This is a genomic window from Halorussus salilacus (assembly GCF_024138125.1).
Lineage (GTDB): Archaea > Halobacteriota > Halobacteria > Halobacteriales > Haladaptataceae > Halorussus > Halorussus salilacus.
Genome location: NZ_CP099993.1, coordinates 273,217 through 284,651, shown reverse-complemented (window position 1 = coordinate 284,651; position 11,435 = coordinate 273,217). Strand labels below are relative to the sequence as shown.

Annotated in this window: 12 protein-coding genes; 6 read left to right on the top strand and 6 right to left on the bottom strand. The window is 63.8% G+C overall.

The window, feature by feature from the left end:
* Window positions 1-33 precede the first annotated feature (33 nt).
* Entirely contained in the window at window positions 34-1,197 is a 1,164-nt protein-coding gene (locus NGM10_RS01465; protein WP_253481033.1) for an alpha-1 4-glucan-protein synthase, read from the bottom strand.
* A 130-nt stretch (window positions 1,198-1,327) separates the two neighbouring features.
* Here NGM10_RS01465 and NGM10_RS01460 point away from each other — a divergent pair, with 130 nt between their 5' ends.
* On the top strand, window positions 1,328-1,510 hold the full coding sequence (locus NGM10_RS01460; protein ID WP_253481031.1) for a hypothetical protein: 183 nt from the start codon (window positions 1,328-1,330) through the stop codon (window positions 1,508-1,510).
* Window positions 1,511-1,589: 79 nt separating this feature from the next.
* Window positions 1,590-3,236 carry an acetate--CoA ligase gene (locus NGM10_RS01455; protein ID WP_253481029.1) on the top strand — a complete coding sequence of 549 codons (1,647 nt, stop codon included), beginning with the start codon at window positions 1,590-1,592 and terminating at the stop codon, window positions 3,234-3,236.
* Here NGM10_RS01455 and NGM10_RS01450 read toward each other — a convergent pair whose 3' ends face one another.
* The 3 genes from NGM10_RS01450 to yciH form a co-directional block, all read right to left on the bottom strand.
* On the bottom strand, window positions 3,237-4,070 hold the full coding sequence (locus tag NGM10_RS01450) for a DUF4397 domain-containing protein (RefSeq protein WP_253481027.1): 834 nt from the start codon (window positions 4,068-4,070) through the stop codon (window positions 3,237-3,239).
* A 193-nt stretch (window positions 4,071-4,263) separates the two neighbouring features.
* Window positions 4,264-5,331, bottom strand: coding sequence for an asparaginase (locus NGM10_RS01445; RefSeq protein WP_253481026.1), 1,068 nt, complete (start codon window positions 5,329-5,331; stop codon window positions 4,264-4,266).
* A gap of 38 nt (window positions 5,332-5,369) precedes the next feature.
* Window positions 5,370-5,675, bottom strand: coding sequence for a stress response translation initiation inhibitor YciH (gene yciH / locus NGM10_RS01440; protein ID WP_253481025.1), 306 nt, complete (start codon window positions 5,673-5,675; stop codon window positions 5,370-5,372).
* A gap of 205 nt (window positions 5,676-5,880) precedes the next feature.
* On the opposite strand from yciH, the gene NGM10_RS01435 reads away from it, so the two are divergent.
* From NGM10_RS01435 to NGM10_RS01425, 3 genes are all read left to right on the top strand, one after another.
* Window positions 5,881-7,521, top strand: coding sequence for an aldehyde ferredoxin oxidoreductase family protein (locus NGM10_RS01435; RefSeq protein ID WP_253481024.1), 1,641 nt, complete (start codon window positions 5,881-5,883; stop codon window positions 7,519-7,521).
* A 133-nt stretch (window positions 7,522-7,654) separates the two neighbouring features.
* Entirely contained in the window at window positions 7,655-8,401 is a 747-nt protein-coding gene (locus NGM10_RS01430; protein WP_253481023.1) for a hypothetical protein, read from the top strand.
* A 1-nt stretch (window position 8,402) separates the two neighbouring features.
* Window positions 8,403-9,146 carry a hypothetical protein gene (locus tag NGM10_RS01425; protein WP_253481022.1) on the top strand — a complete coding sequence of 248 codons (744 nt, stop codon included), beginning with the start codon at window positions 8,403-8,405 and terminating at the stop codon, window positions 9,144-9,146.
* A gap of 34 nt (window positions 9,147-9,180) precedes the next feature.
* On the opposite strand, the gene NGM10_RS01420 is transcribed toward NGM10_RS01425, so the two are convergent.
* Together NGM10_RS01420 and NGM10_RS01415 are read right to left on the bottom strand one after the other, a co-directional pair.
* Window positions 9,181-9,717, bottom strand: a complete 537-nt coding sequence (locus NGM10_RS01420) for a hypothetical protein (protein WP_253481021.1) — start codon at window positions 9,715-9,717, stop codon at window positions 9,181-9,183.
* Window positions 9,718-9,875: 158 nt separating this feature from the next.
* Entirely contained in the window at window positions 9,876-10,175 is a 300-nt protein-coding gene (locus tag NGM10_RS01415) for a ubiquitin-like small modifier protein 1 (RefSeq protein ID WP_253481018.1), read from the bottom strand.
* Between the two features lie 101 nt (window positions 10,176-10,276).
* Between NGM10_RS01415 and NGM10_RS01410 the strand changes: the two genes are divergently transcribed.
* Complete coding sequence (locus NGM10_RS01410; protein ID WP_253481015.1) at window positions 10,277-11,434, top strand: thiolase family protein; 1,158 nt, start codon at window positions 10,277-10,279, stop codon at window positions 11,432-11,434.
* Window position 11,435: the final 1 nt, after the last annotated feature.

The window sequence follows — 11,435 nt, the reverse complement described above, 5'->3', positions numbered from 1 at the left end:
CCTAAAACTCTTATACCTACCGGTTCCGCTCTCTCAGTCGTCTGCGGGCGCGGGGGTCGCTCGCGGGCTCTGGAGTTGGTCGAGCGCGGCGAGCCAGTCGAGCATGTACTCGCCGACGTAGTTGAAGAACGCGCCGTTGTTGTACTCCTCGAAGTCGCCCTCTGCGAGTTCGGTCGCCATGGCTTCGAAGACGCCCGCGTAGGAGTCGGCGTCGTCGCCCGCCTCGTCGACGACCTCCCAGAGGTGTTCGTTGAGTTCGAGGCCCGGCACCTCGTTGTTGAGGTCGTCGAACGTCGAGCGCGGGGCCTTGTTGTGCTCGCAGAGCGGTCGGCCGTTGTAGATGCGCTTGCCGAGCAGGTCGCAGGCGCGCTTGAGGAACACGCCCGACCAGATGTCGTCGAACCGGCCGACGTCCCAGCGGTTCTCGTCCATCGGAAGCTGGTAGAACGCCGGGACGATTTCCCTGCGGAACGCGAGGTTCATCGAGCAGACCGTGAGGTAGTTCCCGCGGGCGGCCACGAAGTCGCGGTCGTAGTCGTCGGCGCTCGTGCGCGTCTGGGCCTGCCCCTGCAGGTCGCCGTCCATCAGGATGCGCACGGCATCGAGGTCCGGGACGTTGGTCCAGAGGCCCTGCGAAGCGACGACGTCCGATATCTCGGTGGTGTCGGTCTCGACCGTCTCGTCCATCGCCGAGTAGGGGTACCCCCGGGGGTAGAGGCCGTGGTCCTCGAAGTTCTGGTAGAGGACGTTGACCCACTGCTCGTCCGAGGAGACCTCCTCGATCTCGCCCTCGTAGTCGAGGTTACGCATGTGGCGACCGAAGAAGTCGTCCTCGTCGTGGGGCAGGGTGTCGTCGTCGATGAAGAAGCCGTACTCGAAGTCGTTGGCCCAGAGGTACAGCAGGCCGAAACTCGTCTCGGCGTGGCTCGCGGCGGGCACGACGTGGGAGTACTCGGCGATGCCGTGCTCGTCGTACCACTCCTCGCGCGCGGTCCCGTCGAAGACCTCGCCCGAGACGCCCTCCTCGTCGAGCATCGCGGCCATCGCCTCGGTGTCGCAGAAGTCCTCGGTCACGAGGACGACGTGGAGACGGTCGAGGTCGAAGCCGTGGTCGCGGGCGTTCTGGAAGTACGCCCGCATGCAGTCGTACTCTCGAATCGTCGGGACGACAACGCAGATGTCGGCGTCTGTGCTCATGCGTTACCCCGAAGTGGTTTAGGTAGGCCTAAAAGAGTGTCCATTCGCGACGGGCCGAGAACCGCGACTCGCCCGACCGGGGGACTCCGGCAATCGGAGCTAAGTGGCTTCGCGTCGATAGGTCTGTATCATGGACCGCGACGACGCGGAGTTCTGGGGCGGGGCCGTTCTCATCGCGCTCGGCGGGATTCTGCTGTTCGCGCCGCTGGTCGCCGCGGTCGAGTACACCGTGGTGTTGCTCGCTGTCGGGGTGCTGTTACTGGCGGCTGGCGCGCTCCTGGTCGGCCTCTCGCGGCGCGGGCGGGCGGTCTGACCGCCCGCCCGCGCGTCGGGTCCGCCGAGAACCCCTCGGCGGCGATAGGTCCAAGTGATGGCTGGACCATGTTCGCCACATGGCGCTCGACTACGACCACGAGCGAGAGACGTTCGAGTGGGACATCCCCGAGGACTTCAACCTCCCCGACGTAATCGCCGACCACGCCGAGTCGTTCGGCGACCGACTCGCGGTCCGGTTCCGCCACGAGGACGGCACCGAGGCCGAGCGGACCTTCGCCGAGATACACGCCGACGCGAACCGGTTCGCGTCGGCGCTGGCCGACCTCGGCGTGGGGACGGGCGACCGCGTGATGCACCTGTTTCCCCGGCACCCCGAGGCATTCGCGATTCAGCTGGGCGCGCTGACCCGCGGGGCCATCCTGGTGCCCTGCTCGGCGATGCTCAAGCCCAAGGACCTCGCCTTCCGGGCGAGCGACTGCGAGGCCGAGACGATGGTGGTCCACGCGAGCCTGACCGACATGGTCGAGCCGGTGCTGGACGAGACGCCCCTCGAACGCGTCGTCGTGCTGGACGCGGAGGACGAGGAGGCGACTCTCGACCGCGAGAACTGGCACGCCTTCGGGGACCTGCTGGACCGCGGGGACCCCGACCACGACGGGCCGGAACTCGGCGCGGGGGACCCGATGTCCATCAACTACACCAGCGGGACGACCGGCCAGCCCAAGCCCGTCCTCCACCGCCACCGGTGGATGCACTGCTTCGAGCGCATCAACGGCCGGTACTGGTGGGGCGTCGACCGCGACACCGACTTCTCCGGGGAACTCCTCTGGGCGACCACCGGCACCGGGTGGGCGAAGTGGTTCTGGAGCCCGGTCGGGGTGGCGCTCACCACGGGCGCGCCCCAGTTCGTCTACGAGGGCGATTTCGAGCCCGCCGCCTTCCTCGACCTGCTCGAAGAGGAGGCGGTCACGCGCCTCTGTGCGGTGCCGACCCAGTACCGGATGTTCACCCAGCAGGACGACCTCGACGACTACGACCTCGCGCTGACCGAGGCCGTCTCGGCGGGCGAACCGCTCAACCGCGAGCCGATTCAGGCCTTCGAGGACGCCTTCGGCGTCACTCCGCGGGACGGCTACGGCCAGACCGAGACGGTCGCGCTCGTCACCAACTACCCCGGCATCGACGTGAAGCCGGGAAGCATGGGCAAGCCCGTGCCGGGCATCGACGTGACCCTGCTCGACACGACCGACGAGGAGGAGGTCGACGCGGGCGAGACCGGCGAAATCGCGGTCCCGGTCGATTCGCCCGCCATCTTCGACGGCTACTTCGAGAAGCCCGAGTTGGACGAACGGACGTTCCACGGCGACTACTACCGGACCGGCGACCTCGCCCGGAAGGACGAGGATGGCTATTTCTTTTTCGAGGGTCGCGCCGACGACATCATCATCTCGTCGGGCTACCGCATCGGCCCCTTCGAGGTCGAGGACGCATTGGTCGGCCACGAGGCGGTCGCGGAGGCCGCCGCGGTCGCCAGCCCCCACGACGAGCGCGGCAACGTCGTCAAGACCTACGTCGTCCTCGCCGACGGCTACGACGGGGACGAGGACCTCACCGAGGAACTCCAGTCGTACATGAAGGAGGAGACGGCCCCGTACAAGTACCCCCGGAGAATCGAGTACGTCGAAGAGCTTCCCAAGACCTCCAGCGGGAAAATCCGGCGGATAGAGCTACGGAAGGAGGAGCGCGAAAAGTTCGGCGAGTGATTACGCTTCCGTAGTCGTCTCGGTCTCCTCGTCCATCTCTTCGGTCGTCTCTTCCTCGTCGGTCTCCTCTTCGTCCATCTCCTCCGTCGTCTCCTCATCCACCATCTCGGCTCCCGAGTCGGTCACGAGCAGGACCTCGAACGGCTGGTCGGCCGCCGCCTCGTCGGGCGAGAGGTAGCCCGCCGCGATGGCCGAGTACACCGTCTCGTTTTCGAGCGTCACGTCGACCGTGGTCACGGGGTCCTCGGTGTCGTCCTCGGACGCGGGACGGATTTCGAGCGTGTACTCGCCCGCCGGAACGGTCTCGTAGTCGGTCGCGTTGCCGAACGACGCGTTGTCGAACAGCGTGTCGCCCGACTCGGCGACCGTCACGTCCACCGCGGGCGCGTCGGGCGAGGCGTGGACGAGTCGGACCGACGAGTCACCCTCCTCGGGGGTCTCGAAGTCGTCCTCGTACACCGCAACGTCGAATGTCTCCTCGCTGACCTCGCCGATGGCCGCGACGGTGTACTGCGTGTCGGACTCGACCGTCACGTTCCCCTCGAAGACGACCGACTCGTTCTCGCTGGTCTGTATCGTCACGTCGTGCTCGCCAGCCGAGAGGTTCGTGTAGTCGCCCACGTCACCGTATTCGGCCCCTTCGAGGACTGGCTCGCCGTCGACCAGCACGTCGACTGCGGGAGCGTCCGGCGAGAGGTGCGCGATGCGGACCTGGCCGTCCCCATCGTCCTGGAACGCGCCGGACGCGCCAACGCCGACCCCCAGTCCGACCACGGTTATCAGGACGAGACCGATGGCTACCATCCGCTGTCGTACATTGCTGTTTGTTTTCATACTACGTCCGAAGATGGGCGCAGACCGACCTAAATGGCCCCGACCCTTCACGCCGGTAATCCGGAAGGAAACCGAGTAACGCGACGATTCCGCCGGGTATCGCGTCTTCGTGTCGCTCGAAATCTCGATTACGCGCGGTCGCGGCGGTCCTCGCCGCGACCGCGCCCCGTTCTCCCTCGAATTTCCGTTACGGCTACTCGGCGGGGTCGGGGAAGTACCGCGGCACGTCCTCGGTACGCTCCGCTGCCTCCAGCGCGAGCGCCAGCTTCACCCGCGCCTTCCACGGCGCGAGGTCGCCGCCCGCGATAGCGCCCGCGTCCTGCAGGGTCTTTCCGCCGCCCGGGGTGCCGTACACCGCGCCCGTGGACCCCGCGCCACAGCGAGAGGTCAGGACGACCGGGACGCCCGAGTCCATCGCATCGACTATCGCCTCGCCGAGTTCGCTCGTCGCGTTTCCGAGGCCGGTCCCGGCCACTACGAGGCCGTCCGCGCCGTCGGCCACGGCGCGCTCGACCCCCGCGCCGTCGACGCCCGCCGCCGAGACGACCATCTCGACGCGGGCGTCGGTTCGCTGCGCGGGGACGTACACCGACTCGCTTTGGGGTTCGCGGTGGAACCGAATTCCGGCGCGGGTCAGGGTGGCGACCGGGCCGTCGTTGGGCGATTTGAACGCAGATAGCTCGTGGGTGTGGACCTTCCGCACGTCGCGGGCGGCGTGGAGTTCGTCGTCGAAGGCGACGTAGACGCCCTCCTCGACCCGGCGGTGGGTGGCGGCCCGGACCGCCGCGAGCAGGTTCGCCGGGGCGTCGGAACTCGGCTCGTCGAGTCTTCGCTGTGCGCCGGTGACCACGACCGGAACCGGGAGCGAGCGCGTCAGGTCGAGGAAGTAGGCGGTCTCGGCCATCGTGTCGGTGCCGTGGGTGACGACGACGGCGTCGGCCCCGTCCTCGACCGCCGCGCTCGCGCGCTCGCCCGCGCGGGCCATCGTCTCGAAATTTACGTCGAATCCGGGTACCTTCGAGACCGACTCGACGCTCAGGTCGGCGTGGGTCGAGAGGTCCGGAACGGATTCGAGGAGGTCCTCGCCCGAGAGGCTGGGGGCCGCCCCGTCCTCGTCGGGCGTGCTCGCGATGGTGCCGCCGGTCGCTATTACGTGGACGCGCGGGAGCATGGTTCGAGTCGCGCGCGGGAGGACCAAATACGTCGGGGTCGCGGCGAACGCGGCGTCGCCGCGTTCGCCGCGCTCGCCTTCGCCCGCCACCTACTCCTCGACCGCAGCCCGGCGCTCTTTCCCCCGACCTACTCCTCGACCGCGAACCCCTTCTCGCGCAGGGTCTCGGCCGCGCGCTCGCGGTGGTCGCCCTGCAACTCGATGCGGCCCTCGTCGACCGTGCCGCCGGTCGCGAGCCTGCTCTTGAGGTCCGAGGACAGCTCCGACACGTCGGTCGACGCGTCGTCGAACCCCTCCACGATGGTGACGGCCTTGCCGTAGGTTCGCTTCTCGACCCGGACCGACAGTCGCTGTTCGGCCCGGCCGAGGTCCTCGTCGATTCCCAGTTCGTCCGGAAGCCCCGAGACGGAGCCGATGTCTTCGTCTTCCCCCATGGTCCACCGTAGCGGGCGCGCGACCATCAGGCTTCCCCGGGTCCGGAAGCTGATAGCTTCTCGGGATTCGGAGTCTCACGGGGGTCGCCGGGGCCGCTGGCCCCGGCGACCCGAACTCCCCTCCGTTCCGGCGACCCCGAACTACCCCGCCGTTCCGGCTACCGCTACCCCCGGTTTTACGGTCCCGTGCGGATTCTTTACACGTATGCTACGCGCGAAGGGCACCCTGCTGACCGTCGACCTGAGCGAACGCGAGGCGCGCACCGAGGCCATCGACGACGTCCTCGACTCGTTCGTCGGGGGTCGGGGGGCCGCCACCAAACTGGCCCACGACCGGATTCCGTTCGACGCCGACCCGCTCGGGCCGGAGAACCGCCTGTACCTCTCGTCGGGGCCGCTCCAGCAGTCCCGGATGAGCTTCACCGGCCGGATGAACGCCACGTCGGTCTCGCCGCTGACCGGCGGCATCCGCTCGACCAACGCGGGCGGGTACCTCTCGCGGAACTTCGTCGAGACCGGCCACTCGGTCGTGGAGTTCGTCGGCGAGAGCGACGAACTGCTCGCGGTCCACGTCACCGACGAGGGCGTCGAGTTCGAGGCGGTGCCCGACCTCGAAGGCGCGACCGTCTCGGCGACCACCGACCGGCTGCGAGACGAGCGCGGCCTCGACGCCGAGAACCTCGTCACCGTCGGCCCGGCGGGCGAGAACGAGGTCCGGTTCGCCTGCCTGATGACCTCCGACACCCGGGCGTTCGGCCGCGGGGGCCTCGGGGCGGTGCTGGGCGCGAAGGGCGTCAAGACGGTGAGCTTCGCGGGCGACTCCGCGCCCGCGGTCGAGGTCCCCGACGTGCAGATGGAGGTCCACCGCGAGGCCGCCCAGAGCGACGACCTGATGAAGCGACAGGGGACGACCGGCGGCACGGAGTTCATCAACGACGAGTTCTCGCTCCCCACCCGGTACTTCACGGAGTTCACGTTCGAGCACGCCGACAAGATCGGCGGCGACGCGGTCGAGGGCAAGAAGTACAAGCGGGGCACCTGCTCGCAGTGCGCCTACGGCTGTAAGCTCCCGACCCGCGACGAGGAGACCGGTCTCGAAACCGAGGGGCCGGAGTTCGAGACCGTGATGGCGTTCGGCTCCTGTGCGGGCGTCGGCGATATCGTGGACGTGATGAAGTCCAACGACCTCTGCGACGAGTTCGGCCTCGACACCATCTCCTGCGGCGTGACCGTCTCGGCGTACCTCAAGGCCGAAGACGAGTTCGGGAACGCCGAGTTGGTCCACGACCTCGTCCGGAAGATCGCGGTCCGGGAGGGCGTCGGTGACCTGCTCGCGGAGGGGGTCGACCGCGCCCACGACGAACTCGGCGTCGAGAACTGGTCGTCGAAGGGGCTTGAGTTCGCGGCCCACGACGGCCGGGTCATCCACGGACAGGGCCTCTCCTACGCCACCTCCAACAGCGGGGCCGACCACATGTACTCCGAGATTCTGGGCGACGAGTACTCGGGCGAACTCGACCCCGAGGGGCTGGAGGGCAAGCCCGCCCACCTCGTCGAGTCGGAGAACGCCGCGGCGTTCAAGGACAGCGGCATCGTCTGTGCGTTCTCCAGCGACTACGTCACCCCCGAGCGCCTCGAAGCCCTGTTCGACGCCGACCACGAGGACCTGCTCGCGGTCGGGGCGCGGACCGTCGAACTCGAACGCCACTTCAACAATCAGCGCGGCTTCGACCGGAGCGACGACACCCTCCCGTACGACCTGCCGGACTTCGAGGACGCGCTCTCGAAGTACTACCAGGTCCGGGGCTGGAACGACGACGGGACGGTGCCCGAGAGCCGCATCTAGTACTATATTTAGCACGTCAAATTGAATCTATTCAAAATATACTAATATAATAATACAACAAATATATTACTTGTATGAATTATACTTATTTAATTTAGTTATGTTTATATTTCTATGGTAATTATACCGCTTTGTGTCATACGATAATAAATACTACAAGGTCAAAGACAACGACCGTAGTGCCGAACTGGCCATCCACGTGTACCCGAACACGTCAGACCAAGACAAGCTCGCTACGAGACACATCGAGAATCTCAAGAAATTGTGCGACCAACTCATTGATTACGATGCGATACACGTTGCCAGAATTGAACGAAGTGACGAGCATCCAAATGTAAGTGGAGTTGGAATAAAAGACGTTCTCTGTAATTGGATAAAAAAAGACGGGGAAAATAACAAAAATAGTGTTGCCGGATTCCATCTTCTCGTTACGAGTCCGGACTACGGTGGCATGGCTGAATCGTACAATATTGATAACTGTAACCCAGACCCCGGTCCATCAGACAATCCGGAGTACTTTGGGTGGAAAGTAAGTGCTAACGGTGTTGTAGGTTGGAGATCCTACGATACGGACTATGCAGAGAACTGGCCGCTTCACGAGCCCGGGCACAGTTTCCTCGACATGGAGAACGAAAACCTCCAAGATTACGTTGAGCAGTTTCCTGATAAAGAAGTCAAGAACGAACACCCGGATCAAGAACATAGCCTCGGTACTCGACAAACAGATGGGAAAATTACAATCATGGGAAGTGGATATCCGAAAGCCCAGAAAGAGTGGGGAGCGTGTAATCATTCAGAAAGTAAGAGTGGTCATGTGAAAGAACTGTCACACTGTGCGTTACAGTCGTACCTGTACTCGGCAAAAAAATCTGAAAACTAACATGAGTGAAGAAAATACTGTAACTCGACGGTCGGTGCTTCAAGCCGCGGTCGCGGCTGGCCTTACTAGTAGTGTGTCTACCAGCGAGGTTCTTGCCCGAAAAACCGGTAAAACGATACGGTTCGTAGAAACGACACCAGTCGCAGAAATCACAGATACCAGCAAGTGTGGACTCCGTACCCGAAATGGTGTCGTCTGTACACCGAAGGATTACCACGTAGAAGACGGGGTCCTTTACCTCATGGAGAACTCTCTTCCCGAATTTAAAGATGGGATTCTGTCAGCGAACGCCGTCGTCGCATCTCACGGACGCAGTGAAAACGTAATTCGGTTCCCTGGTGTCGCTCCGGGCGGGAAACAGCCAAAAGATAGTGCCTCGGAGGTCACTATTCCATCCGAGCGAACGTCTTCACTGACAACCCAGATTGAAGAGGACATGCGACCAAAAAGTGCTGTCATGCTTGAGAGTGCTGTTACTCGCCCGAGCACAAACATAGAAACCCGACCGGAGGCGGGGTCGGCTACAGTGACAGCAGAGGTCGCAAATAAGTCCCATACTATCCCAGACGGTGAACGCACCGTGATTGAAGTTGGAGAAACGAACGCAGAGATCCTAGCTCGCCGAGTCGAAAAGAAAGACGGAGAAATCAAAGATACCCGCACAACGATGACCGCAACAGTTAGGAAAGGACTTGCCATCCGAAATCACGGGAACGTATCGGTCTCTGAACTTTCAACTCCCTAATATTCTCACTCTTTTTTGAGGCGCACGTTTGAGTTCAGTCGGAACTATATTTGCTTTGTTTTCTCGTGACCCAGCCGACTGCGGCGAGTGGTAAACCGAATAGAAGCCCGATAAATGGTATAACGACCGCTTCTCTGGTTGGGGGAGCGCCGTCGAATGTTTCGAGGGCGATGTACCCAACAATTGGTAAGACAACGAATAGAAATGAACTATTTAGTCGCTGTCGACGTGTACGGGCAATTGCGAACAGATACGGAAGCGTATGACTTACAATCAGTAGCGTACCCTCCTCGGTGAGAATATCGGTTCCGAGAAGGGTAAGGCTGAGCAGTGATAACATAACTATCGACAAAACCCCGTGAGCCACCTCGAGTCGAACTTTACTGACGACGATGAGTTCGTTCGTCGCTATCAAAATGACGAACGTAGCTCCTAGCCGTTGAACGAAGTCCGGCCCAAATCCGAGAAAGAAAGGAATGGTGTTAGACATTAGTCCGTCTATGGCTGACGGAGCGAGTAATGCTACTATCCCGAATATTCCGAGAGTCGCTGAAGGTATACGTCTATCCATTATCCTAACACATCTCCTATTCGTTTATCTGTTTTGTGTCCAATCACTTCTATTTTTTATTTGGATATTATATCACGAAATGGGGGCATGGATTAGATGTTACTATTGTGCTATCGAATTGTGGTCTATCCATTTATCTACTGTATTTTCCGGTGCTCTCATCCGCCGTGAATCGGCGTCGTGAAGCTCACCTCGTCGCCGTCGTCGAGTCGGTCGTCGGCCTCGGCGCGCTCGTTTCCGTTCCGGAGCGCCCGGACGCCGCGGCGAACTTCCCCTTCGTCGTCCAGTAGCTTCCCCTCTACTTCCGGGTGGCGCTCGGCGACGCGCGCGAGCGCGTCGCCGAGCGTCGCGCCCGCGGGGAGGTCGAGCGCGACCGTCTTCTCGCCCACCGCGTCCCGGAACGGCGCGTAGAACCGGAGTTCGACCGTCACCGTCTCGTCGGGGTTCGCGCGCGTCATCTCTGGTCGGTTCGATGTGACCGCGCGGGCTTAATTCCCCCTCCCGGGACGACGCAGGCCGACCCCCGAATTATAAACCCCTTCTTCGTCATCGGAAGGGTATGGACCGTGTCGCGATCATCGGAGCCTCGATGACGAAGTTCGGCGAGCGCGACGCCTGGGTGCGCGAACTCCTCGCGCAGGCCGGGCGCGAGTGCCTCGCCGACGCCGACGTGGCTCCCGACGATGTCGAACACCTGTACGTCTCGAACATGGCGAGCGGCGAGTTCGAGGGCCAGACCGGCGTGCCCAACGCCCTGGCCCACGACCTCGGCGCACTCCCGGCCTACACCCAGCGCGTCGACCAGACGAGCGCGTCGGGCGGCGCGGGCATCTACGCCGCGTGGCAGTCGGTCGCTTCCGGGGCCTCCGAGATGACCCTGCTGGTCGGCGGCGAGAAGATGACCCACCGGACCACCGCGGAGGCCACCGACGTAATCGCCTCGCTCACGCATCCCGCCGAGTACAAGCACGGCGTGACGCTCCCGAGTTTCGCGGGCCTGACGGCTCGACGGTACCTCCACGAGTACGACGCCCCGCGCGAGAGTCTGGCGAAGGTGGCGGTCAAGAACCACAAGAACGGTCTCGACAACCCTCACGCCCAGTTCCGCAAGGAAGTGGACTTGGAGACGGTGATGGACTCGCCCATCGTGGCCGACCCGCTTCGACTCTACGACTTCTGCCCCATCACGGACGGGAGCGCGGGCCTGCTGTTCTGTCCCGAGTCGGTGGCGAGAGAGTACGTCGGCGAGGGCGAGTACACCGTCGTCTCGGGCATCGGCGGCGCGACCGACACCCACGTCGTCCACGAGCGCGAGGACCCAACGGTGATGGGCGGCGCGGTCGAGAGCTCCGAGCAGGCCTACGAGATGGCCGGGAGGGGTCCCGACGACGTGGACGTGGCGGAGCTACACGACATGTTCACCATCCTCGAATTCCTCCAGAGCGAGGCCGTGGGCTTCTTCGAGCAGGGCGAGGGCTGGAAGGCGGTCGAGGAGGGCGTCACCGACCGCGACGGCGACCTCCCGATAAACACCTCCGGCGGCCTCAAGTCGAAGGGCCACCCCCTCGGCGCGAGCGGGGTCGCACAGGCGTACGAACTCCACCGGCAGTTGCTCGGGGACGCCGGGGCGCGGCAGGTCGAGGCCGAGGTCGGTCTGGCCTGCAACGTCGGCGGATTCGGCAACTGCGTGACCACCACCATTCTGGAGGAACCCTGAG